The 23,602-nt window shown below is 70.9% G+C and carries 24 protein-coding genes and 1 pseudogene; 20 read left to right on the forward strand and 5 right to left on the reverse strand.

Annotated elements, in window-relative coordinates:
* Positions 1–13: 13 nt before the first annotated feature.
* Positions 14–427 (reverse strand): DUF6069 family protein, encoded by a 414-nt coding sequence (locus KBX50_RS03755; RefSeq protein WP_210934683.1) that lies wholly within the window; start codon positions 425–427, stop codon positions 14–16.
* A gap of 105 nt (positions 428–532) precedes the next feature.
* Positions 533–1,141 (reverse strand): YdeI family protein, encoded by a 609-nt coding sequence (locus KBX50_RS03760; RefSeq protein ID WP_210934684.1) that lies wholly within the window; start codon positions 1,139–1,141, stop codon positions 533–535.
* 174 nt (positions 1,142–1,315) lie between these two features.
* Between KBX50_RS03760 and KBX50_RS03765 the strand changes: the two genes are divergently transcribed.
* Complete coding sequence (locus KBX50_RS03765) at positions 1,316–1,933, forward strand: metalloregulator ArsR/SmtB family transcription factor (protein WP_210934686.1); 618 nt, start codon at positions 1,316–1,318, stop codon at positions 1,931–1,933.
* A 22-nt stretch (positions 1,934–1,955) separates the two neighbouring features.
* Positions 1,956–2,411 (forward strand): DUF3291 domain-containing protein, encoded by a 456-nt coding sequence (locus KBX50_RS03770; RefSeq protein ID WP_210934687.1) that lies wholly within the window; start codon positions 1,956–1,958, stop codon positions 2,409–2,411.
* A 51-nt stretch (positions 2,412–2,462) separates the two neighbouring features.
* Here the strand turns inward: KBX50_RS03770 and KBX50_RS03775 are convergent, their stop codons facing one another.
* Positions 2,463–2,861, reverse strand: coding sequence for a helix-turn-helix domain-containing protein (locus KBX50_RS03775; protein ID WP_210934688.1), 399 nt, complete (start codon positions 2,859–2,861; stop codon positions 2,463–2,465).
* Between the two features lie 107 nt (positions 2,862–2,968).
* On the opposite strand from KBX50_RS03775, the gene KBX50_RS03780 reads away from it, so the two are divergent.
* Positions 2,969–3,883 (forward strand): NADP-dependent oxidoreductase, encoded by a 915-nt coding sequence (locus tag KBX50_RS03780; RefSeq protein WP_210934689.1) that lies wholly within the window; start codon positions 2,969–2,971, stop codon positions 3,881–3,883.
* A 33-nt stretch (positions 3,884–3,916) separates the two neighbouring features.
* On the opposite strand, the gene KBX50_RS03785 is transcribed toward KBX50_RS03780, so the two are convergent.
* Positions 3,917–4,810, reverse strand: coding sequence for an NAD(P)-dependent oxidoreductase (locus tag KBX50_RS03785; RefSeq protein ID WP_210934690.1), 894 nt, complete (start codon positions 4,808–4,810; stop codon positions 3,917–3,919).
* 59 nt (positions 4,811–4,869) lie between these two features.
* On the opposite strand from KBX50_RS03785, the pseudogene KBX50_RS32635 reads away from it, so the two are divergent.
* Positions 4,870–5,055 (forward strand): annotated as a pseudogene (locus tag KBX50_RS32635) (MerR family transcriptional regulator); the annotation flags it as partial.
* Positions 5,056–5,280: 225 nt separating this feature from the next.
* Here KBX50_RS32635 and KBX50_RS03795 read toward each other — a convergent pair.
* A complete protein-coding gene (locus KBX50_RS03795; RefSeq protein WP_210934691.1) occupies positions 5,281–5,688 on the reverse strand; it encodes a RidA family protein in 408 nt (135 codons plus the stop codon).
* 78 nt (positions 5,689–5,766) lie between these two features.
* On the opposite strand from KBX50_RS03795, the gene KBX50_RS03800 reads away from it, so the two are divergent.
* From KBX50_RS03800 to KBX50_RS03875, 16 genes are all read left to right on the forward strand, one after another.
* Positions 5,767–6,147 (forward strand): helix-turn-helix domain-containing protein, encoded by a 381-nt coding sequence (locus KBX50_RS03800; protein WP_210934692.1) that lies wholly within the window; start codon positions 5,767–5,769, stop codon positions 6,145–6,147.
* Between the two features lie 89 nt (positions 6,148–6,236).
* Complete coding sequence (locus KBX50_RS03805) at positions 6,237–7,454, forward strand: ROK family transcriptional regulator (protein ID WP_210934694.1); 1,218 nt, start codon at positions 6,237–6,239, stop codon at positions 7,452–7,454.
* A gap of 132 nt (positions 7,455–7,586) precedes the next feature.
* Complete coding sequence (xylB, locus tag KBX50_RS03810) at positions 7,587–8,972, forward strand: xylulokinase (RefSeq protein ID WP_210934697.1); 1,386 nt, start codon at positions 7,587–7,589, stop codon at positions 8,970–8,972.
* Between the two features lie 173 nt (positions 8,973–9,145).
* Positions 9,146–10,900 carry an ABC transporter ATP-binding protein gene (locus tag KBX50_RS03815; RefSeq protein WP_210934699.1) on the forward strand — a complete coding sequence of 585 codons (1,755 nt, stop codon included), beginning with the start codon at positions 9,146–9,148 and terminating at the stop codon, positions 10,898–10,900.
* Complete coding sequence (locus tag KBX50_RS03820; protein ID WP_210934701.1) at positions 10,897–11,733, forward strand: energy-coupling factor transporter transmembrane component T; 837 nt, start codon at positions 10,897–10,899, stop codon at positions 11,731–11,733. Before KBX50_RS03815 ends, KBX50_RS03820 begins: the two co-directional genes overlap by 4 nt.
* Positions 11,730–12,284: an ECF transporter S component gene (locus KBX50_RS03825; RefSeq protein ID WP_247673069.1), complete on the forward strand. Its 555-nt coding sequence runs from the start codon at positions 11,730–11,732 to the stop codon at positions 12,282–12,284. The genes KBX50_RS03820 and KBX50_RS03825 overlap by 4 nt, the downstream gene beginning before the upstream one ends.
* Before the next feature lie 42 nt (positions 12,285–12,326).
* A complete protein-coding gene (locus tag KBX50_RS03830; RefSeq protein WP_210934703.1) occupies positions 12,327–13,934 on the forward strand; it encodes an ABC transporter substrate-binding protein in 1,608 nt (535 codons plus the stop codon).
* Positions 13,904–14,947: an ABC transporter permease gene (locus KBX50_RS03835; protein ID WP_307870830.1), complete on the forward strand. Its 1,044-nt coding sequence runs from the start codon at positions 13,904–13,906 to the stop codon at positions 14,945–14,947. Before KBX50_RS03830 ends, KBX50_RS03835 begins: the two co-directional genes overlap by 31 nt.
* Entirely contained in the window at positions 14,940–15,848 is a 909-nt protein-coding gene (locus KBX50_RS03840; protein ID WP_210934705.1) for an ABC transporter permease, read from the forward strand. The genes KBX50_RS03835 and KBX50_RS03840 overlap by 8 nt, the downstream gene beginning before the upstream one ends.
* Positions 15,845–16,813: an ABC transporter ATP-binding protein gene (locus KBX50_RS03845; RefSeq protein ID WP_210934707.1), complete on the forward strand. Its 969-nt coding sequence runs from the start codon at positions 15,845–15,847 to the stop codon at positions 16,811–16,813. Before KBX50_RS03840 ends, KBX50_RS03845 begins: the two co-directional genes overlap by 4 nt.
* On the forward strand, positions 16,807–17,460 hold the full coding sequence (locus KBX50_RS03850) for an ABC transporter ATP-binding protein (protein WP_210934708.1): 654 nt from the start codon (positions 16,807–16,809) through the stop codon (positions 17,458–17,460). Before KBX50_RS03845 ends, KBX50_RS03850 begins: the two co-directional genes overlap by 7 nt.
* A 315-nt stretch (positions 17,461–17,775) precedes the next feature.
* Complete coding sequence (locus KBX50_RS03855) at positions 17,776–18,789, forward strand: hypothetical protein (RefSeq protein ID WP_210934709.1); 1,014 nt, start codon at positions 17,776–17,778, stop codon at positions 18,787–18,789.
* Positions 18,786–19,838: a cysteine synthase family protein gene (locus KBX50_RS03860; protein ID WP_210934710.1), complete on the forward strand. Its 1,053-nt coding sequence runs from the start codon at positions 18,786–18,788 to the stop codon at positions 19,836–19,838. The genes KBX50_RS03855 and KBX50_RS03860 overlap by 4 nt, the downstream gene beginning before the upstream one ends.
* Positions 19,835–21,331, forward strand: a complete 1,497-nt coding sequence (locus tag KBX50_RS03865; protein WP_210934711.1) for an argininosuccinate lyase — start codon at positions 19,835–19,837, stop codon at positions 21,329–21,331. The genes KBX50_RS03860 and KBX50_RS03865 overlap by 4 nt, the downstream gene beginning before the upstream one ends.
* Positions 21,313–22,554 carry an ATP-grasp domain-containing protein gene (locus KBX50_RS03870; protein ID WP_210934712.1) on the forward strand — a complete coding sequence of 414 codons (1,242 nt, stop codon included), beginning with the start codon at positions 21,313–21,315 and terminating at the stop codon, positions 22,552–22,554. Before KBX50_RS03865 ends, KBX50_RS03870 begins: the two co-directional genes overlap by 19 nt.
* Positions 22,551–23,594 carry a GntG family PLP-dependent aldolase gene (locus KBX50_RS03875; RefSeq protein ID WP_210934713.1) on the forward strand — a complete coding sequence of 348 codons (1,044 nt, stop codon included), beginning with the start codon at positions 22,551–22,553 and terminating at the stop codon, positions 23,592–23,594. The genes KBX50_RS03870 and KBX50_RS03875 overlap by 4 nt, the downstream gene beginning before the upstream one ends.
* The last annotated feature ends 8 nt before the right edge of the window (positions 23,595–23,602 follow it).

The following is a 23,602-nucleotide window of genomic DNA, read 5'->3' on the forward strand; positions in this document are numbered from 1 at the left end:
TGGGTGGGTGCGGTCAGGCGGGCAGGCGGCGCGCGACAGCGGGGATCACGATCGCGGCCGCGACCAGATGGGTGAGCATCAGCAGCGCCTTGGTGGCCGGGCCGGCGTCGACGATCACATCCGGCGCCAGCGACAGCACGGTCAGCACCACTGTCGTGCGGACGAAGGTGCGCCGCGGGCGTCGGGCGAAGCGGGACAGCAGCGCGGCGATGACCACGCCGATCAGCGAGAAGACGGCGGTCAGCACACCGAAGCCGGCGACCGGGATCGGGGCTGCGCCGATGTCGAGGCTGACCCCGGCCGCGTTGCCGGCGGCGGCGACGGCCATCGTGGCGGCGCTGGCGGCAGCCGTGGCGACAACGCCGGTTCCGATCAGCGCACCGGTGGCCGACACGGTGGCGCGGGTGGTGTTCGTGGTGGTGCTCATCGTGCCCTCCAGCAGGCGTGTCGCCCGGCTCGGTGCCGGGCTCTCACCACAGCTACGAAGAGGACCCACCCGGATCGACAGGCGCGCCAGGATTTTTGAGAAAGTTCAGTTCGGTGCGGGCTGCGGTCGGGCCTTCTGCGGATAGAACGTCTCCTGGCGGGCCAGCATGGCGACGAACTCGCCGATCTTCCGTTCCCGGGTCTGGGCTCGCTTGACGGCGTTGAGGCGGTGGATGAGAGCGAACCGGTTGGTCTTGGTGAGCACGTCGAACATGGCCTGGGCGGCGGGGTCGGCCGCGATGGCGGCCAGGAGGTCGGCCGGCACCTCGGCTTCCGACGGTGGGGCGTAGGCGGCGGCCCATCGGCCGTCCGACTTCGCGGCCTCCACGGCGGCGCGACCCGGTGGCAGCATCCGCCCCTGCGCCTCCAGCCGGGCGACGTGGGCGACGTTGCGCTGGGACCAGGAACTGCGGGGTCGGCGAGGGGTGTACCGGATCCAGGAGGTTTCGTGATCCCGTTTCCGGGCCTGCCCGTCGATCCAACCGAAGCACAGGGCCTCGTCGACCGCCTGCTGCCAGGTCAGGGTGGTGGCCGAGCCGCCCTTCCTGGTGAGGGCGAGCCAGACGCCGGGCGACGTGGCGTGGTTGACCGACAACCAGGCACGCAGGGCGTCGGCGTCCGGCACGATCAGTTCATCCAGTTCGGTGCTCGCCATGGCAGCAGACTAGTGCGGTGGCCAGACACGTTGGCGGTGTCGCGGCGGGGGCAGGGCGGCGATGCGGCAAGGCGGAGTCGGGCCGGGATACATGACGCATCCCGGTCGTACGTTGTCGGCCCACCGAGGCGGCGGCCGCGGCCCTGACGCGGTGGCCCGGGTAGCGTCGGCAGCATGTCGTTGGAGGCCGTCGGGGCGCTGCGGGAGCCGGTGCGCCGGGCGGTGTACGAGTACGTCGTCGCGCAGGCGGAACCGGTGAGCCGTAACGAGGTCGCCGAGGCGGTGGGCATCGGCCGCACCCTGGCGGCCTTCCATCTGGACAAGCTGGCCGAGGCCGGGTTGCTGGAGACGTCCTACGCGTCGCGCAGTGGTGGGCCGGGTGCGGGACGGCCGGCCAAGCTGTACCGCCGGTCGGCGGCCGAACACGCGGTGACGCTGCCGCCGCGCGACTATCGGCTGCTGGCCGAGGTGCTGGCGAGTGCGGTCGAGCGATCCGGTGTGGAACCGGCGGTCCACTCGGCAGCGCGGGAGCTGGGTGCGAAGCTCGCCGGTGGCGAGGTGTTCGAGCGACTGGGGACGCTCGGCTACGAGCCGTTCGAGGATGCCGATCAGACGGTCCGGCTGCGCAACTGTCCGTTCCACGCACTGGCCCAGGCGTACCCCGCGCTGGTCTGCGGTTTGAACCTGGCACTGCTCGACGGCCTGGTCGGCGACCGTGGCTGGAACGTCCGGCTCGACCCCGGACCGACCGGGTGCTGCGTGGTGCTCCAATCTAAAGACAATCAGGATTGACATAGAACGTAGGCTTGGTCGTATGGCCGACCACCACGTGGCGCAACTGAACATCGCCCGGCTCCGCGCCCCCCTCGACAGCCCCGAGCTCGCCGACTTCGTGGCCCTGCTCCCCGAGGTCAACGATCTGGCCGAGCGCTCGCCCGGTTACGTGTGGCGACTGCAGGACGAGTCCGGTGACGCGACCGCCCTGCGACCCTTCGAACCGGACATCATCGTGAACCTGACCGTGTGGCAGTCGATCGAGTCGCTGCGTGGCTTCGTGTACCGGACCGCGCATCTGGAGCCGATGCGTCGGCGGCGGGAGTGGTTCACTCCGCTCGACCGCCCCCACCTCGTGCTGTGGTGGATTCCGGCCGGCGTTCTGCCGACACTCACCGAGGCCGCCGAACGGCTGGAACTGCTGCGCCGTGGCCCGTCGCCGGAGGCGTTCACCCTTCGCGAGCCGTACCCCGCTCCCGGCGAGCGCGTCGCCTGAGCGTCCGCGCAGACGGTGGCCAACCGGGTCGGCATCGGCGCCGGGGCACGCTCATGAGCGTGCGTCGAACTCGGCGCGGGCCTGGAAGACGCGATCCATGTGGGTCTCCGCCCAGGTCTTGATCGAGACCATCAGTGGTAGCAGGTCGTGTCCGATCGGGGTTAGGGCGTAGTCGACGCGGGCCGGCACCGAGGCGGTCACCGTACGGCTGAGCAGACCGTCGCGTTCCAGCGTGCGCAGCGTCTGGGTGAGCATCTTCTGGCTGACGCCGGCGATGCGGCGGGCGAGTTCGCTGTGCCGCTGCGGACCACCGGCGAGTGCCGCGATGACCAGCGCCGCCCACTTGTCGGTGAGCGTGCTCAGCAGTTGCCGGGTCGGGCAGGCCGCCAGGAAGGCGTCATAGTCGCGTTTGGCCTGTTCCCGTTGTTGTTCAGCGGTCGTCGTCGCCATCTTTACCACCTTGCCAGTGCCCTAGGCACTTTCAGGTACCTACTTTCTGACAGTGCCCAAGGGTACCTACCGTGATGGCGGCCATGACATTGAGCGGAGGCACGGCGATGCGCGCAGTCAGTTACGCACAGTTCGGCGGACCGGAGGTTCTTCAGGTGGCGGACCTGCCGGTGCCCGAACCGGGGCCGGGACAGGTGCGGGTGCGGGTCGCCGCGTCCGTGCTGCACCCGGTCGACCTCATGATCCGCGCCGGCCGGTTCCCGGCACCGCTGCCGGTCGGGCTGCCGTACGTGCCCGGCTGGGATGTGGCCGGCACGGTCGACGCGGTCGGCCCGTCGGTCGGCGACCTCCGGGTGGACGACGAGGTCATCGGATTCTCACCCTGGCTGCGCACCACGGCCGGTGCGCACGCCGAGTACGTCGTCCTCGACGCCGCATGGCTGACCGCCGCACCCACCGGGATTCCCGCCGCCGAGGCGGCCACCCTGCCGACGAATGGCCTCGCCGCCGCCCAGGCCCTCGACCTGCTCGCGCTTCCGCCGGGCTCGTCCCTGCTGGTGACCGGCGCCGCCGGGCAGGTCGGTGGATTCGCCCTGGCCCTGGCCCGAGTCGCCGGCCTGCATGCCACCGGGTTGGCGGGAGCCGACGACCGTGGGTTCGTCGAGTCGCAGGGCGCGGCGTTCGTACCGCGCTCGGAGGATCCGATCCGGGGCGCGGCGGGCAGCTTCGACGCGGTCGTCGACCTGGCGGTGATCGGTCCGTCGCTGATGGAGCTGGTCAGGGACGGCGGTGGTTATGTGGCCGCCTCACCGCCACTGCGTCCGGAACCGGCGCGGGGGATCCGGACCTTCGCGCTGGAGGTGCTACCGGACGGTACCCGCCTGGGTGAGCTGGTGAAACTGGTGGAACTCGGCGAGATCCCGCTACGGGTAGCCGGTGTCTACCCCTTCGCCGAGGCGGCGGCCGCGCACCGCCGTCTCGCCCAGGGTGGCGTGCGGGGCGGCGTGGTGATCGTTCCCTGAGCCGCCGTACGGGCTGCCGCCGGGTACGCCGGACTACGGCTGTTTCCGCAACAGTTCGAACAGGCTGGAGAAGCTGTCCGCGCCGTGTCCGTCGGCGACCCGGCGATCCAGGAGGGCGCGGAGCGCGGCGTGCGGCCCTGCGTCGATGCCCTGGAGGTTGCTGACGTGCACGAGGTTTCCCACCGCTACCTGGTTCAAGGCGACCGGAGAGACGCCGTTGCGGTAGTCCCCGGATTCGATCTCCTGCGCCAGGTCGGACATGAATGCGGTCATGCCATGGAGCCACCGGGCCACCAGGGGAACGAACTGAGCGGGTGTGGCGCCTGCGGTGTCGAGCAACGCGAGGCTGTGCAGGAAGCCGGTCAGGGCCGCGTACCCGGCACCGAGAAGGGCGACGTCCCACAGCTCTGCCACCCCCGGATCGCGGTCGAGGAAATGGCTGCCTGCCAGCGCGTCCAGCGTCGGCCGGTGGGTGTCGAAGGCATCCTTGGATCCGCTGTAGAGAAAGAAGCCCTCGGGCGTCGCGACGGTTTGTGGGACTGCCATCATCGCGCCGTCGAGGTACTGAGCGCCGTGCCCGGAGGACCAGTCAGCCATGGCCCGGGCCTCGTCGGGCGTACCGGTGGTGAAGTTGACCAGGGCGCGGCCGGAAAGCGCGTCGGTGCTGGCGCCGAGCACTGCGTGAACGTCGTCGTAGCGCAGGAGACACACGATGACGAGCGGGCTGGCCAGGACCGCGTCGGTGACCGTGTCGGCGCGTACGGCGCCGCGGTCGACGAGTCGATCGGCTTTTCCGGCTGTGCGGTTCCAGACGGTCGTCCGGTGGCCGGCAGCGAGCAGCGCGTTGGCCAGCGCGGTTCCCATCTGGCCGAGGCCGAGGACAGTCACTCCGGGTCGCTCGCCATGCGTTTGTGACTGAGTAGTCATGGCGGTTAACGTAAACCTTCACGTCGTTGTCAGAGTCCAGGCGTCGTGGTGGAGGTCACATGCGAATCGGAGAGGTGGCGCGGCGCACCGGGATCAGCCAACGGGCGCTGCGCTACTACGAGGAGCAGGGACTCCTACGACCGGTGCGACGGCCGAGCGGTTACCGCGAATATCGAGAGACGGACATTCGCGCCGTGCGCAACATCCGCACGCTCATGGCCGCAGGTCTGCACACCGCCACCATCGCCGAGGTGCTGCCCTGCATGGCCGAGGATGAGAACGAGATGGTGCCGGCGTGTCCGGAACTGGCCACCATCCTGAACGTCGACCGCGACCGGATCAGCATTGCCATCAAGGACCTGGAGGCCGCTCGCGCCATCCTCGACACCATCATCGCTGCCGCCGTACGCCCCGAGAGCATTGACGGCCAGCAGCTGTGTGAAGAGAAGCCCGGCCGGGCGGGCGACGTGTCAGTCCAGGACCGCCGTCGCCTCGACCTCGACGAGGACGTCTGGTTCGAAGAGGCGGTCGACGCCGATGAGCGAGGCCGGAGGCAGTGGCTGCGGGACGCCGAGTTCCGCGGCGACGTCGTCGATGCCGGCCATGAAGTCGTCGATCAGGTCGGGCGACCAGTCGGTCACGTAGAAGGTCAGGCGGACGACGTCTGAAAAGCTCGCGCCGCCGCCGGCCAGACCGCGCGCCGTGTTGCGCAGTGCCTGGCTGATCTGGCCTCGCAGGTCGGACGCGACCGGCTGCCCGGCCTCGTCGCGGCCGATCTGGCCGGCTACGTGGACGTGGCGGGTTCCGGTAGCGACCGCGACGTGGTGATACGGGACCGGCCGCATCATGCCCTGCGGGGAGTGGAGCTGGACAGCCATCAAACATCCTTCCTCGAAGCAACGTGGTATCTCCTTGATACCTGGTGTTTCCAGGAAACTTCAACGAGACTAGGTGTCATGGCGGATACCGACCCCTCCGCGGTGGAGCGTCTTGAGCTTCCGATGCCGCACCGGGAACTCCTGGACCAGGTTCTGGACAAGTGGTCGCTGGCGGTGCTCGACCGGCTCTGCGTACGACCCTCGCGGTTCAACGAGCTGCGCCAGGCGATCCCGGCCGTTTCCCAGAAGTCGTTGAGCGCCACGCTGCGTCGACTCGAACGCAACGGCATCGTCGAGCGTCGCGTCATCTCGTCGCGACCGGTCGCCGTCGAGTACCGCATCACGCCGCTCGGCAAGACCCTCCGGGTGCCGATCGACGTCCTCCTGAACTGGGCCGACCAGCATCTGGGCGCGATCGAGGCGGCGCGCCGGGCGTACGACGCTGCTTCGACCACCTGAAGCGCGGCCGTCGGGTGCCGCGTGACGTCGACCGGTGGCCAGGCCGGTCCGGTCTTCGATCAGGTGATCGGCGCGGGTAGCGTGAGGCGATGGAGGGCGCGGGGCCACGACGCGGCGCGGACCAGAACGTCGTGCGCGAGGTGAACCGGTCGCTTGTGCTCGCTGCCCTCAGGGCGGGCGGACGGGTCTCGAGAGCCGGCATCGCGCGGGTCACCACGTTGGCCAAGCCGACCGTTTCCGCGATCGTCGACGAGTTGATCGCCGACGGCCTGGTCCGCGAGGTCGGCCGAGGGGCCACCGCGGTCGGTGGCGGCCGGCCGCCGATCCTGCTGGAGTTCAACGCCGCCTCGCACCTCGTCGTCGGCGCGCACATCGGCGCCCGGCGTACCACGGTGGCGGTCAGCGATGCCGACGGGCGCGAGCTGGGGCGCCGTGAGTTCGACACGCCGGCCGGCGCGCCCGAGGCGGTGCTGCGGGAGGTCGCGGTGCAGGCGGCAGGCGTCGTCGGGGCGGCGGTACCGGGTGGGCGAATCGCCGCGGTCGGTGTGGTGCTGCCCGGGCTCACCGACTTCCACCGCGGTGTCTGCCTGCTGGCGCCGAACCTCGGGTGGCGCGACGTACCCGTCGGCGAGGTGTTGACCGCCATCCTCGGCGTGCCGGTCTACCTGCACAACGCCGGTCAGGCAGCGGCGGTCGCGGAGCATCTCGAAGGCGTCGGCGCCAAGGTCGGGGACCTGGCGTTGCTGTACGTGGGTACCGGTCTGTCGGCGGCGGTGCTCTGTGCCGGCCAGGTGCTCTACGGCACCGGTGGCACGGCCGGCGAGATCGGCCACTGCCGGATGCCGGGCGGTACCGTGCCGTGCAACTGCGGCAACGTGGGCTGCCTGGAGACGCTGGCGTCCGGGCCGGCGCTGGTCCGGCTCGCGCGGGAGGGGCTCGCGGCGGGCCGTGGGTCGGTGCTCAACGGCGGATTCGACGTACGCGACGTGGCTGCCGCCGCCCGCCGCGGTGACGCCGTGGCGACCGAGGCGGTGGCGGAGGTGGGCCGCAACCTGGGCCTGGCCGCGTCGTGGGTCATCAACGCGTACAACCCGGCGATGCTGGTTCTCGGTGGCGGCCTCGCCGCGATCTCCGATCTGCTGCTGCCCCACCTCCGGGCGACGGCGACGGAGTGCGCGCTCGGTCCCGCCCGACGTGCTGTGGAGATCCAGGTTTCCACTCTCGGTCGGGACGCGGAGGTACGTGGTGCGGTGCTGCTCGCGTTGCAGCACTCCACGACGTACGACCGGGTGGTTCTCCGGTCGTGAGGTCGCGGACCGGCAGCGTCCCGACCACTTAGGAAGGGCATTGAACTAACTGGTTCGCGGCCGTAGAGTCGGGCGCGACAGCATCGCCCGAGTGCCTCGACATACCGGCACCGGACCCCTGTGGAGCGTGCGATGACACTGGTAGCCGGCGTCGACTCGTCCACCCAGTCGACGAAGGTCGTGGTGTGCGACGCGGACACCGGCGAGGTGCTCCGCGAGGGCCGTGCGCCGCACCCCGACGGGACGGAAATCGACCCGCACCTGTGGTGGGCCGCCTTCGAGCGGGCCAGCGCCGGGCTGCTGGACGGTGTGGCCGCGATCGGCGTCGGCGGGCAGCAGCAGGGCATGATCTGCCTCGACGAGGCCGGCGAGGTGGTGCGTCCCGCCTTGCTGTGGAACGACACCCGCTCGGCGCGCGCCGCAGTCGACCTCACCGGCGAATTCGGTGGCCCGCAGGCGTGGGCCGACGCGGTCGGGCTGGTACCGGTGGCCAGCTTCACGGTCACCAAACTGCGCTGGTTCGCTCGCGCCGAGCCGGAACTCGCCGCCCGGACCAGCACGGTGCTGTTGCCGCACGACTGGCTCACCCATCGGTTGCGCGCGGGTGGGGGAGAGCCGACGACGGATCGCGGCGAGGCCTCCGGCACGGGGTACTGGTCACCGGCGACCGGGGAGTACCGGCGGGACCTGGTGCGGCTCGCCTTCGGTCGGGACGTGGCACTGCCCCGGGTCGCCGGGCCCGCCGAGACGGTCGGCGAGACCGCGTCCGGCGCGATACTCGCCGCCGGTACCGGCGACACCATGGGCGCGGCACTCGGCGTCGGCCTGCGACCCGGCGACGTGGTGGTGTCGCTGGGCACCTCGGGATGCGCGTTCGGGCTGAGTGAGGTCCCGACCGCCGACCCGAGCGGGTTGGTGGCCGGCTACGCCGACGCGACAGGTCGGTTCCTGCCGCTGGTGTGCACGCTCAACGCGGCAAGGGTGCTGGTCGCGGTCGCCGATCTGCTGGGCCGGTCGCTGGCCGAACTCGACGAGTTGGCGCTCTCGGCGCCGCCTGGCGCCGACGGATTGACGCTCCTGCCGTACCTGGACGGGGAGCGCACCCCGAACCTGCCTGACGCCCGCGGTCTGCTCGCCGGGCTGACCCGCGCGAACGCCTCGGCGGCGAATCTGGCGCGGGCCGCTGTGGAGGGCATGCTCGGCGGTCTCGCCGACGCCCTCGACGCCCTCCGCGCCCAGGGCATCCCGGTCGTCCGGGTGCTGCTGGTCGGCGGCGCGGCCCGGTCACGTGCGGTGCGGGCGGTCGCACCGGCGCTGTTCGGCGCGCCGGTGAGCGTGCCGCGCCCTGGCGAGTACGTCGCGCTCGGCGCGGCACGCCAGGCGGCCTGGGCGCTGGCCGGAGGAGCCGAACCGCCCCTGTGGCCGGTCGCTGCCGACGAGGTGACCGCCGCCGGCACCCCGGACGTACACGAGCGCTACGTCGACGTTCGTCAGCGGGCGCTCCGGCTGCTGACGTAGCGCCGACCGCGCCATGTCGGCCAGTGCTCACACAACGCTGGCCGGCAGCCGCGCCTGGCGTTCTGGGGATCGGCGCCCACCCGCGTTGCGCCGGCGGTGCGAGGGAAGCCGGCGCCTGCGGTCGTGCTCCCTGGGCATGGAAATTGCGGGTTAGGTTCGCCTATCCTAACCTCGTGCACCAGCCTCTTCTCTCGTTCGCGGGCGTCTCCGTACGGCACGAGTTGCCTCAGCACGGCGACGACGACGTCGTCCGTTACGGGCGACCCAGCCCGGGAGGGGTCTCGTTCGAGGTCCGGCCGGGTGAGGCTGTTCTGCTGCTGGGCCCTTCGGGATGCGGCAAGTCAACCTTGACCCTGACCAGCAACGGACTGATTCCGAACGTGGTGGCCGCCCGGGTGACGGGCACCGTGCGGGCCGCCGGTCGGTCGGTCGCCGACCACCCGGTGCCGACTTTCGCCGCGGACGTCGCCATGGTCTTTCAGGATCCGGACGCCCAGGTGGTGATGGCGACGGTGCTCGACGAGGTCTGCTTCGGGCCGGAGAACCTGTGTCTGCCCGCCGGCGAGGTGCTCGCACGGGCCGAGGAGGCGTTGCGGACGGTCGGACTGTGGGAGCGGCGCGACGACGATCCGGGTCAACTGTCCGGCGGTGGTCGGCAACGGCTCGCCATCGCCTGCGCGCTGGCGCTGCGGGCGCCGCTGCTGGTCCTGGACGAGCCCACCGCCAATCTCGACCCGGTCGGCGTCGAGGAGGTGCACGCCCTGCTGCGGCAGATCGTCGCAACCGGCGAACGCGGCGTCCTGTTGGTCGAGCACAACCTGGACACCGCCGTCGAACTCGTCGACCGGGTGGTCGTGCTCGACGACGAGGGTCAGCTGATTCTGGACGGACCGGTTCGGCAGGTGCTCACCGAGCACGCCGACCGGCTGATGCGGCTCGGCGTCTGGCTGCCACAGGCGATCCTGGCGGCGCTCCGGCTGCGCCGGGCCGGCATCGACCTGGAACCGCTGCCGCTGACCCCGACCGAGTTGGGTGCCGCCCTCGACGCGTGCCCGGTCCTGCCGGCACCGCCGTCGGGTGCGGCCGACCCGGTCGCGCCCGCCAGTGTGGATGAGGTCGCGGTCGAGGTGTCCCGCCTGACGGTCAGGCGTGGACGGGTTACCGTGCTGCACGAGATCGACCTCGCCATCCCCGCCGGCGAACTGGTCGCCGTGGTGGGTGCGAACGGTGCCGGCAAGACCACCCTGGCGCAGGCCATCGCGGGTGTGACCCGGCCACCACGCGGCACGGTTCGGGTGGCCGGCGTCGATCCGGCCCGGGTCGACGGCCGGACCCTGGCCGGGCTGGTCGGGTTCGTCTTCCAGAATCCGGAGCATCAGTTCGTCACCGCTCGGGTCGACGACGAACTGGCCCACGGGCTGCGGATTCGCCGGGTGGCCGAGGACGAGGTGGCGCGCCGGGTCGACGACGTACTGAGCCGGTTCGGCCTCCTGGAGCTTCGAGACCGGCACCCGTTCCTGCTCTCCGGCGGCCAGAAGCGACGACTCTCGGTCGCGACCGCGATCATCTGCCGTCCACGTGTGCTGGTGCTCGACGAACCCACGTTCGGTCAGGACCGGCAGCGGGCCGCGGAACTGCTCAATCTCCTCACCGACCTGCACCGGGCCGGCACCACAGTGGTTGTGGTGACCCACGACATGCACCTGGTCGCCGAGCACGCGAGCCGGGTCGTGGCGCTCGCCGACGGGCGGGTGCTCGCCGACGCGCCGCCGGCGGAACTGTTCGCCGACGCCGGGTTGCTGTCCCGGGCAGGTCTTCGTCCGCCTCCGTTGGCCCGCGCCACCGGTGCCCTGGTGTGTCATGAGTCGTGGCGCGCGGTCACCCGACTGGCCGACCTGCCAACGGGTACGGCGGGGGTGGCGGCGTGACGGCCCGCGCGGTACGCAACCCCGTCGGTGTGGTGACCGAGCCGGATCTGCACGGCTCGGTGTGGGACCTGCGGACCTACAACCCGCTGGTGAAGGTGCTCGGGCCGATCCCGGCCATGGTCGTGGCGATCGGCTCGCGGGATCTGTTCACCCCGGCGCTGTTCGCGGCCCTCGCGCTGGCCCTGCTGCTGGGCGGGGGCCGGCTCGCCGCACGGACGCTGGGTGGCCTGCTGATCGGCGTCACCACTCTGGTGGCGGTGATGACCGTGTCGTTCGGGATCTGGACGGACCCGTCCCGGGTCGACCACACCCACGCCCTGCTGCGGCTCGGCCCGTTGACCCTCTGGTCCGGGGCGCTGGAGACCGGCTTCGCCACCGGCCTGCGGGTCGGCGCGGTGGTGCTGCTGGCCCTGCTCTCCGGGCTGACCACCCATGGAGCCGACCTGGTCCGGTCGATGATCGCGCAATTGCGGGTGCCCTACCGGATCGGCTACGCCGGGTTGGCGGCGCTGCGTTTCGTGCCGCGCTTCGCGCAGGAACTCGACACGATCCGCAGCGCTCACCGGGTCCGCGGGCTGTCCGGCGGGCGGGGGCCGGTCGCCGGCGTCCGGCGTTACGCCGGGTACGCCATCCCGCTGCTGGCCGGCGGAATCCGGCACGCCGACCGCGTGTCGCTGTCCATGGAGGCGCGCGGCTTCGGTGCCTATCCGAGCCGGACCGAGCGTCGCCACATCCCGTTCCGGCTGCGCGACGGGGCGCTTCTCGCGCTGCTGCTGGCCGGCGCTCCGCTGGTTCCGCTGCTCGCTCACCATCTGACCGGAGGTACCCCTTGACCACCCGTTTCCTGATGGCCTGCGCCGCGATCGGTGCGGCTACCGGCGTGCTGCTGATTCCGGCCAACTTCGCGGCCTTCAGCGTCTCCGCGACCGTGCCCCTGGCGTACGCCCCGATGGTCGGGCTGTGGCTCATCGGACCGGTGGTCGCGCTGGCGGTGCTGCGCCGGCCCGGCTCGGCCGTGCTGACGATGTTCATCGCGGGCGTCATCAGCACGCCCACCCCGGCCGGCCCCAGCGCGATCGTCACCTGCCTGATGGTCGGCGTCGCCCTGGAACTGGGGTTCCTGGTGACGCGATACCGGATCTGGCGGACGTGGCTGTTCCAGCTCACCGCGGTCGTCTTCACCGCGCTGTACGCCCTGTCCGCGTACGCGGCGTTCAACATCTCCACGATGTCGGTGCTGGTCCAGGTGGTCTTCTTCGCGCTCATGTTCGCCAGTCAGGTGGCGTTCACCGCGCTCGGGCTCGTCGTCGCGCGCCGGCTGACCGCGACCGGGGTGGCTCGGGGCATCGCGCCGGCCCGCCGTGTCGCGGCGACGGAGGGCTGAGCACTATTGCCAAAGATGTGCAGATGCATCTAGCTTGCATCTGTGGCCATCTCGTGGATTCGCGCCGCCATCGGCTTGCCCGTTGCCCTCTCCGTGGCGCTCGTCAGCGGTTGCGGCGGCCCGCCCAGCGACGATCGTGCGCTGGGCGGCACCAGCATCGTCATCGGCGCGGCGTCGGAACCGGACAACCTCAACCCGGTGCTCGGCTACGCACCGAACGGAGCGAGCAAGCTGTTCGACGGTCTGGTTGACCGAGACGCCGACCTGACCCTGCGACCGGCACTGGCGGCGGAGCTGCCCCGGGTTTCCACCGACGGCCTGACCTGGACCGCGGATCTGCGGCCCGGCGTCACCTTCTCCGACGGCCAGCAGGTCACCGCCGAGGACGTGGTCTTCACGTACGAGGCGGTGCTGGCGCCCGCGTCGCAGTCGCCCATCGCCGCGGACTACGAGGCGCTGGAATCGGTGCGCGCCGTCGACACCGACACGGTCGAGTTCCGGCTCAGGTACCCGTACCGGCCGTGGGCGCAGCGGCTGGCCCTGGGCATCGTGCCCAGGCAGGCGCTGGCCGGGCAGGACATCCGCACGGCGTCGTTCAACCGGGAGCCGGTCGGCACCGGTCCGTATCGGTTGGTGGACTGGCGAGCCGGCGAACGGATGGTGCTGACGGCCAACCCCGACCACTACCGGGGTGCCCCGCAGGTCACCGACGTGACGATCGTGTTCGCCGCCGACGACAACGTACGCGCGCAGCGGATGGCCGCCGGCGAGTTCGACGCCGCCGCGTTGCCCCCGAAGCTCACCAGGACCTACGAAGGCCGGCCCGGCTACCGGGTCGTCTCCAGCCGTAGCGCTGACTACCGTGGTCTCGGGCTACCCGTCGACCTGCCGATCACCGCGACGGCGCAGACCCGTCGCGCGATCAACCTCGCCATCGACCGGCAGGCCATGGTGGACACCATCCTCGCCGGCCAGGGCACGCCGGCGAGCAGCCCGGTCGCGCCCGCACTGGCGCAGTGGTACGTGCCGAGCACGGCGTTCGCGTTCGACCGGGCGCAGGCCGAACGACTGCTCGACGAGGCCGGGTGGCGGCCGGGCCCGGAGGGCGTACGGGTCAAGGACGGCGTGCGTGCCGAGTTGCCGGTCCTGTATCCCGGCGACGACGTGCTGCGTAAGGAGTTGGCAGTGGCCGCGGCCAGCGACATCTCCGAGATCGGTATCGAGGCCCGGGCGGAGAGCGCCACCTTCGAGCAGATGTTGCAACGGCGCACCAGCACCGCCGGACTGTGGGGTGGCGGCGATCCCTACGACCCGGACAGCGCCGCCTACCCGCTGCTGCACTCGAAGTACGTCGACACCGGCGGCTACGTGAACATGACCCGGTACCGCAATGCCGAGGTGGACGCCGCGCTGGACCGCGGCCGGCAAGCCGGCGACGCCGACGTGCGGGTCGCGGCCTACCACGACTTCCAGCGCGCCTACGCCGACGATCCGGGATGGGCGTTCCTGGTCTTCTTGAACCACACGTACGTGTTGCGTGAGGGCTGGACGGGTCTGCGTGAGCAGGTGGAACCGCACGATCATGGTCTGATCCACGGGCCGTGGTGGAACCTGGAGGAGTGGACTCCGGCCGCGGCGGCGGGCCGGTGACGGTCGCCGCGCCGACGAGCGCACCGCCACGCCGGTCGCTGGCCGGGGCGCTGGGCCGGCTGGTCCTGCGCCGGCTGCTGCTCGCCGTCCCGGTGCTGGTAGCCGTCAGCGCCACCATCTTCGTCCTCGGCAAGGCGTCGCCGTTCGACCCCGTCGCCTCGTACTTCGGTGTGCGGATTCTGCGTGCCTCCCCGGAACAGGTGGAGCAGATCCGGCGGGACTGGGGCGCGGACGACCCGGCTCTGGTGCAGTACGGTCGGTGGCTGAAGCACTTGCTCAGCGGTGACCTCGGCGACTCCCGCACGTTCGGGCTGCCGGTCGCCACCCTGGTCGGTGACCGACTCGGCTGGTCCGCGTTACTGGCCGGCACGGGCCTGCTGCTGGCGCTGGCACTGGCGCTGCTCGCCGGCACGGCGGCGGCGTGGCACCGGGGCGGGTGGTTCGACCGGGCGGTCTCCTCGGTGGCCTACACGCTGGAGGCGACCCCGGTGTTCTGGCTGGCACTGGGCGCCCTGTCGCTGTTCGCCGTGCGACTGCGTTGGCTGCCGGCGGCGGGGCTGACCGACCCCGGCGCCGACATCTCCGCCGCGCAGGTCGCCGAACATCTGATTCTGCCCGCCGCCGTGCTGGGTGTGGCACAGGCACCGTGGTTCCTGCTGTTCATCCGCGAGTCGGTGGCGCACGGACTGACCCAGGACTACGTCCTCGGTGCCCGCGCCCGTGGCTTGGGGGAGCGCACGGTGGTGCTGCGCCACGCGTTGCGCACCGGCCTGCTCCCGCTGATCACCCTGGTCGGCGCGCGGGTACCCGAACTGATCACCGGCGCGGTGCTCGTGGAGGCGGTGTTCTCCTGGCCCGGCGTCGCCGCCGCCACCGTCACCGCCGCGACCACCGTCGACTTCGCGCTGCTGGCGGCGCTGACCCTGCTCGGGACCGCCTCGGTGCTCGTGGGGAACCTGCTCGCTGACATCGGCTACTCGATCGCCGACCCCCGGGTGCGTGCCGATGGGTGAGCAGGCTCTCGCGCCGCAATGGCGGCCGGCCGCCCGACGCCGGGCCGGATCCGCCCGGCCCGGTCAGGCCTACCGGCGTCGGGCCCGCCTCCGGCTGTCCGTCTCGGTTGCGGTGCTCGCCACCCTGACCCTCGCGGTCCTGATCGTCCCGCCCATCGTGGACCTCGACCAGCAGAGCGTCGACCTGCGGCAGGCCATGCTGCCACCGTCGCCCGCCCACCCGTTCGGCACCGACGAGGTCGGTCGAGACGTCCTGCTGCGCTGCGTGTACGGGCTGCGCGTCTCCTTCGTCGTCGGGCTGGTCGCTGCTGCGGTGGCCACCGTCATCGGCGTCGCCGTCGGCGCGGTGGCCGGTGCCTTCGGCGGCTGGGTCGATCGCCTCCTGATGCGCGGCGTCGACGCCGTCGCCTCCGTACCGCATCTGCTGCTGGGCATCTTCATCGTGGCGATGTTCCAGCCCGGCCTGGTGCCGGTCATCGCGTCGATCGGGCTCACTCACTGGCTCGGCACCGCCCGCATCGTTCGATCGGAGATCCTGTCCCTGCGGGAACGACCGTTCGTCGACGCCGCGGTTGTCGGCGGTGCCTCCCGCTGGTACGTGATCCGGCGGCACCTGCTGCCCAATGTCGCCGGGCATGCCGCCCTCGCCGCGACCCTCGTCGTGCCGCACGCGATCTGGCACGAGACCGCGCTGTCGTTCCTCGGCCTCGGGCTGCCGGCGCACCTGGCCAGTCTCGGCAACATGCTCAACGACGGCCAGCAGTCCCTGCTCACCGGCGGCTGGTGGAACTCCTTCTTCCCTGGACTGCTGCTGGTGGCGGCGGCGCTGGCCATCGCGGGGCTCGCCGGCTACGCCCGCGAGCGCACCGACCCGTATCGGAGTTCGGAGATGATCCGGTGACGGTCCTCGTCGACGTACGCGAGCTGTCGGTGCGCTTCCGGCTGACGCGCGGGACCGCCGTGCGGGCGGTGAGCGGTGCCTCCTTCCAACTGCGGGCCGGGCGATGCCTCGCTCTGGTCGGCGAGAGCGGCTGCGGCAAGTCCGTCCTGGTGGGCGCCCTGCTCGGTCTGCTGCCCGGCAACGCCGAGGTGGCCGGCACCGCTGTGCTCACCGACGGCGTCAGTCGGATGGACCTGCTCACCGCCCGGGAACCGGTGCTGTCCCGGCAGATCCGCGGCCGACGCATCGGCCTCGTGCCCCAGTCACCGACCGCGCACCTGACCCCCGTGCACACGGTGCGTCGGCACCTCACCGAAACCCTGGCCGCGCTGCGTCCGGAGATCAGGCGGCCACCCCGGCAACGGCGACGGGCGGTGGACCTGGCCGCCGACGAGGCCGGGGCACGGGTCGGTCTGCCCGCCAGCGCCCTGGCGCACTACCCGCACGAGCTTTCCGGCGGCATGGCGCAACGCGCCGTCACCGCCCTCGCCCTGGCCGGCGATCCTGAGGTCCTGCTCGCCGACGAACCCACCACCGGCCTGGACGCGCCCCTGGCCAGGCGGACGCTGGACGAGTTGCGGCATCTCGTCGACCTCGGGCACGCGGTCCTGTTGATCACTCACGACCTGGACGCCGCCGCCCGCGTCGCCGACGACATCGCGGTCATGTATGCCAGCCGCATCGTCGAGGCCGGGCCCGTCGAGACGGTGCTGCATCGGCCTCGGCACCCGTACACCGCTGGTCTGCTGGCCGCCCTGCCGCGCAATGGTTTTCACCCGATCCCCGGCCTGCCACCGCAGCTCGACTCGCTACCGGACGGCTGCGCATTCGAGCCGCGCTGCCAGCGCGCCGGCACCGAGTGCGCGCAGGTACCTCTGGCGGCGACCGACGGCGGGCACCTGGTCGCCTGTCACCGGCCATGCTGACCGCTCGCGGGATCACCGCCGGCTGGACGCCGGGTCGGCCCGTCGTCCAAGGGGTCGACGTCGACCTCGAACGTGGCGAGGTGCTGGGGCTCCAGGGCCCGAGCGGCTGCGGCAAGTCCACCCTCGCCCGGGTGCTCGCCCTGTTGCACCGGCCCACGGCCGGCGTGGTGCGTATCGACGGCGATTCGGTGCGCGGGCACCGGTACGCCGCCCCACGCGAGCTGAGGACCCGGATCGGCGTGCTGTTCCAGCAGCCGAGGACCTCCGTCGACCCCCGCCTGACGCTGCGTCAGGTCGTTGCGGAACCGCTGCGGGCCAACGGCCGGCGCGCCGAGGCGACCCGGCGGCTGTCCGAGCTGGCCGGGGCCGTCGGACTCACCGAGGACCTGCTCGACCGCCGTCCGCACGCGGTGAGCGACGGCCAGCTGCAGCGGGCCTGTCTCGCTCGTGCTCTCGCCTTGCGGCCGAGGTATCTGATCTGCGACGAGATGACCGCCATGCTGGACGCTTCCACCACCGCCGCTCTCGTCCACGTGTTGAACGCGTACCGGGATCGGGAAGGCGCCGGAATCCTCGCCATCAGTCATGACGACGACCTGCTCGCTTATTGGACTGACCGCGTTCACCGACTGCATGACCAAAGTTGACAATGCCGTCATCGCGCCTGATGTCGGGCGATCCTACTACACATGCTGTCCCGACTCGCTCAGCATGTCATGATTCTGAGAGGTGGCTGGGGTATTAATTCTGCACATCCGTGACAAGGTGCCCGATGAATGTCTCGTCGAATGTCACAGGGTGCTGATCAAGAGCTGGTCAAATGCGCTCTGACCTGGGCATTCGTGGATCCTATAGGTTGCATTGACAGACTTGGTGGTCGCCGCTACTGTTTGCAACTGAGCCGTTGCGGTGTCGTGAGAGCCTCCGGCGGTCGCAGTATGTCCCTAGTCCGGGGGGAATTGTTGGACATCCGCGAAATGCTGCGTACACATCAACCGAAGTCTTTTGCGCAAAACGTTATCGCGACGTATCCGACACCTTCCTGGTGGAGTCGAGTCGGCGTCGGAACTGCCATGGGACACCACGGCGAGTTACTTCAAGGCGTTTTCCACGACAAATATGGTAAGCCTCGTCGTGGTCTGGTCACGATGCCGGTCGTCGACCTGAAAACGGTGGCGATATTCCGAGGGAAGGCCGGCTCCGGCCCGGTGCAGATCACCGTTGAGCCGGGCAGTAAGGACAAGGCCCGTCGGGCCGCCGAGCTCGCCGTCGCCTACTGCGCTCAGCGCTCCGGGAGCCCTGCCGTGCACGGGCACCTGGTGAATCACACGGCGGTCATGAGCGGCCTGGGCCTGGGCGCGTCCACAAGCGACGTGGTCGCCAGCATCCGTGCCGTGGCCGACTGGTACCGGTTGTCCCTGCAACCGGCCGAGATCGCCCGATTGAGCGTACTCGCCGAGCGCGCCTCCGACTCCATCATGATCGAGGACCGGACCGTGCTCTTCGCGCAGCGCGAAGGGGTGGTGCTGGAGGACTTCACCACCCCGCTGCCGCCGGTGATCGTCGTCGGCTGTGTGGCCGGTCCCGATCTCAGCATCGACACGTTGACGCTCACGCCCGCCGAGTACGACCCGGACGAGTTGATCCGGCTACAGGTCATGCTCTCGACGCTGCGGCACGGCATCGCCACCGCCGACGTGACGCTGATCGGTGCCGTGGCGACGGCGAGCGCCCGGATGAACCAGCGCTTCCTTCCCAAGCCTGAACTCGAAACGTTGATCGCAATCGGCGAGGCGCACGCCGCCGCCGGAGTGCAGGTCGCGCACAGCGGCTCCGTCGCTGGCCTGATCTTCGATCCGGAGCGTGCATCCGTCTCGGACGACATCGAGCGGTGTATCCGGGCCATGAGACATGCCGGCATCACCCATACCGAGGTGTTCTGTTCGCAGCCGGCCAAGACGGGAGGACGGGGATGAGATCCTCAGTGTTCGAGGAGATCACCGCAGGGGTTGAACGACCGCAGATCGTCCGACTGGGACCGAACCTCTTCGGCGTCGTGTTCACGCTGATGAAGATGATCCCGGCACGCTACATCCTGCGGCAGGCTGTCGCGCGCGGCGACATCGGTCCCGACACGCTCATCGTGGAGACCACCTCGGGTACCTTCGGACTCGCCCTGGCCATGCAGACCGCGTTGCTGCGCCGACGCCTGATCCTGGTCAGCGACCCGGTGATCGATGACGAACTGTACCGGCGACTGACCGACCTCGGCGCCACTGTGGAGATCGTCCGGCACATGGCCGCGAGCGGTGGCTACCAGGGGTCGCGGCTGGAGCGGCTCGCGGAGATCCGTGCCGAACACGAGGACTCGTTCTGCCCCGAGCAGTACGCGAACCCGGACAACCCGCGCTCCTACTCCCTGGTGGCCGAGCTGCTCAGCGAAGCCCTGCCCCAGGTCGACCTGCTGATCGGACCGGTCGGGTCGGGCGGATCCATGTGTGGCACCGCCTCCTTCCTCCGATCGGTCAGCCCCGACCTGCGGCTGATCGGCGTCGACACACACCGCAGTGTGCTGTTCGGTCAGCCCGACGGCCCGCGGTCCCTACGCGGCCTCGGCAACAGCCTGATCCCGCCCAACCTCGACCACACCGCGTTCGATCAGGTGCACTGGTGCAGCGCCGGTCAGGCCTACCGGGCCACCCGGAAACTGCACCGCGAGCACGCCGTCTTCCAGGGGCCGACCAGCGGCGCGGCCTTCCTCGTCGCCGAGCGGGCGGCGATGACGAACCCCGACGCGGTGACCGTGGTCATGCTGCCCGACCAGGGCTACCGCTACCAGTCCACCGTCTACGACGACCGGTGGCTCGCCGAGCAGGGGCACCTGGCCGACTCGACCGAGGACCGGCCGGTGGAGACGAGCCACCCCCTTGCCGAGCACGCGGAGTGGTCCTGGTTCAACTGGGGACGACGGAGCCTGCACGAGGTCCTCGAACATCGCGGCACCGCCAGCGTGGCGGCGCGATGAGCGACACGGGCCGGATCAAGGAGCCCATCGGCCTGCGGACGCAGCGGCAGATCTACGGTGAGCCGACGCCGGCCGAGATCGCCGAGGAACTCGATCGCACCACGCTGGTGGACCTGGCACATGTGATCATGCTCAGGGAGCGGCGCCTGATCGAGCCCGAGGCGGCGGTCGCGCTGGTGACGCTGATCGAGCAGCTTCGCGACAGCCGCTTCGCCGCCCTCGCCAACGCCCGCATGCCGCGTGGGCTGTATCTGGCCTACGAGCAGTACCTCACCGCGGAACTCGGCGAGGACGTCGGCGGCGTACTGCATACCGGACGTTCCCGTAACGACATGAAGGCCACCATCACCCTGACCCGGCTACGCGAGTGGCTGCTGTCCTTCCTGCAGGAAACGTCGAGGCTCGTCGCGGTGCTGCTGAGCCGGGGACGCGAGTATCGCGACGTCGTGATGCCGGTGCACACCCACTACCAGGCGGCGATGCCGATCACCTACGGCTACTACCTCACCGGCGTCGCGGCCGGGCTGACCCGGGAGATCGAGTCGGCCTGGGACTCAGCCAGGGGACTACGGCGCTGCCCCATGGGCGCCGGCGCGGTCGCCGGCAGCGACCTGCCGATCGATCCGGCCCGGGTCGCCGCGCTGCTGGGATTCGAGGAACCACCGGTGCACGCCCTGGACGCCATCGCCAGCCGGGACGTCCCGCTGCGACTGCTGGCGGACGCCACCGGCGTGGCCGTCGTGCTGAGCAGGCTCGGCACCGACCTGCAGCTGTGGAGTACCGAGGAGTTCGGCTTCATCCAGTTTCCCGACCGTCTCGTCGGCGGCAGCTCGGCGATGCCGCAGAAACGCAACGCCTTCCTGCTGGAACATGTCACGGCCGCCGTGGGGAGGGTGAGTTCGTCCTGGGTGGGCGCGGTCACCGCGATGAAGGGCGCACCCTTCACCAACTCCATCGAGGTCGGCACCGAGGCGGTCGGACTCGCCTGGCCGGGTCTGCGAGCCGCCACCGACGTCGTACAGCTCGGTCAGGTCCTGGTCAGCGGCGCCCGACCACGTCCCGGCCGGATGCGACAGCGGGCGGTGGAGGGGATCACCACGGCCACGGCGGTGGCCAACCGACTGGTCCAGGACGGCATGCCCTTCCGGGTCGCGCACCACACCGTCGGCGCGGCCATCCGGGAGCAGCTGGCCGAGGCCGATGGCGAGCCGACCGGCGTCGACTGGGTGGCGCAGCGCTTCCCGGCAGCCGCCAAGGTCGCCGACCCGGCGATCGCGGTGAGCCTCACCGACGCCGGCGGCGGTCCCGGTGACTGGCAGCGCGGGTACGACGACGTGTACGGCAGGTTGCGGGTTCTCCGCGACCGGAGCCAGCGGGAGTCGGCGCGGCTGACCGCCGCCCGCGCCGAGCTGCACAACGCCGTCCGTGAGCTGCGGTACGGCAGGACCACAGCCAACCAGCAGAAGGAGGATCGGTGGACACCTCGGGGGTGATGGTGTTCGTGGAGAGCAACACCACGGGGACCGGTCGGCTCTGCTGCCGCGCAGCTCGGCACCGCGGACTACGTCCGGTCATGCTCGCCCGCGATCCGTCCCGTTACCCGTACCTCGACCAGGACGGAATCGAGTCGCTCGTCCTCGACACCGGTGACGCCGAGACGGTCGCGCGGGCCTGCCAGCAGCTGGGGTCGGTCGCGGGCATCACCTCCAGCTCCGAGTACTTCGTCCCGGTCGCCGCCCGGGCGGCACTGCGGGTGGGCCTCGCCGGCCCCGATCCCGTCGCCGTCGAGCGGGCCCGCGACAAGGGTCGGCAACGGGAGGCGCTGCTGGCGGCGGGCGTATCCGTGCCTGACTTCCGCGTGATCCGTACGCCGGCCGAGGCGACGTCGGCCGCGGCCGAACTCGGCTGTCCGGTGGTGGTGAAGCCGGTGCGGGGCTCGGGCTCGGTGGGGGTGCGGCTCTGCCGTACCAGCCGGGAGGTCGTCGAGCACGCGACCCGGTTGCTCGCCACCAGGGTCAACGAGCGGGGTCTGCCGGTTGAGCCGAGAGTCCTCGTCGAGCGCTTCGTCAGCGGGCCCGAGTTCTCCGCGGAGTTCTTCGACGGTGAGCTGGTGGGCCTGACCGCCAAGCATCTCGGTCCGCCACCACACTTCGTCGAGACCGGGCACGACTTCCCCGCGGAGCTGGAGCCGACGGCGGCTGCCGCGCTCACCGAATGCGCGCGAACCGCGTTGCAGGCGCTCGGCCTGACCTGGGGTGCGACGCACACCGAGCTACGGCTGAGCCACGACGGCCCGATGATCATCGAGGTGAACCCGCGCCTCGCCGGCGGCTTGATCCCCGAGCTGGTACGCGCGGCCCTCGGCATCGACCTGGTGGACTGCGTCATCGCGCGGGCAAGCGGTGACCTGCCCAAACTACGTCCGCTGCGCAACGAGCACGCCGCGATCCGATTCCTCATCGCGCCCGGCGACGGGGAGATAGCCGAGGTCGACGGGGTCGAGCCGGCGGCACGGACCGCGGCGGTCCGCGCCGTGAACATCGGCGTGGCGGTCGGGGATCGCGTCACGGTGACCGGGGCGTTCACCGACCGGATCGGCTCGGTCATCACCGCTGCCGACACCGGTCCGGAGGCCGCCCGGCAGGCCGAGACGGCGCTGGGGCGACTGACCGTACGGCTCGCGGAGCATGCGGAGAACGGAATGACCGGCAAATGATCGAGTTGCGTAGTGACACCTTCACCGTGCCTGACGCGACCATGCGGCACGCCATCGCCGAGGCCGCCGTCGGTGACGACGTCTACGGTGAGGACCCGACCGTGCGGGCGCTGGAGCGGCGGGCGGCAGCGCTGACCGGGCATCAGGCGGCGGTGTTCACCCCCAGCGGCACCATGGCCAACCTCTGCTCGGTCATGGCCCAGGCGGACCGTGGGCGGGCGGTGATCGTCGGGGACCGCAGCGACCTGTACCTCTTCGAGGCCGGCGGACCGTCGGTGCTCGGCGCCACCGTGCTGCGCCCGGTGCCGAACCTGCCGGACGGCACGCTCGACCCGCGTCGGTTGACCGAGGAGCTGACCGTCGACCGGCAGGATCCGCAGTTCGCGCTGCCCGCACTGCTCTGCGTGGAGAACACCCACAACATGGCCGGGGGCGTGCCACTGGATTTGGGATACCTCAAGCATCTGCGGGATCTCACCGGGGAACACGGCATCCGGCTGCACCTGGACGGTGCGCGGGTCTTCAACGCCGCCGTCGCCCTCGGCGTACCGGTAGGCGAGATCACCAGCCTCGCCGACTCGGTGCAGTTCTGTCTGTCGAAGGGACTGGGCGCGCCGGTCGGGTCGCTGCTGGTGGGTAGCGCGGAGGTGATCGAGCGGGCCCAGCGGATCCGCAAGATGCTCGGCGGTGGCATGCGCCAGGCCGGTCTGCTCGCGGCGGCCGGTCTCATCGCACTCGACGATGTCGAGCAGCGGCTGCGGCGCGATCATGAGCACGCGGCCACCTTCGCCGAGCTGCTCATGGACTCCGAGGCGCTGGAGCTGCGTGACGGAGCACCCCGTACCAACATCGTCTTCTTCCGGGCCGCCGGCATCGAGAGCCAAGCCTCGTTCCTGCGGCACTGCGCCGACGGGGGAGTCCGCCTCCTCGAACTCGAAGCCGGCTGGGTGCGGGCGGTCTTCCACAGCGGGGTCAGCGGAGCGGACGCGCGACGCGCGGCCCACGTCATCCGCACCGCCGCCGAACGCCTCCCGCGCTGACAGATCCC

Source organism: Micromonospora sp. C51 (assembly GCF_018070435.1).
Classification (GTDB): Bacteria; Actinomycetota; Actinomycetes; order Mycobacteriales; family Micromonosporaceae; genus Micromonospora; species Micromonospora sediminimaris.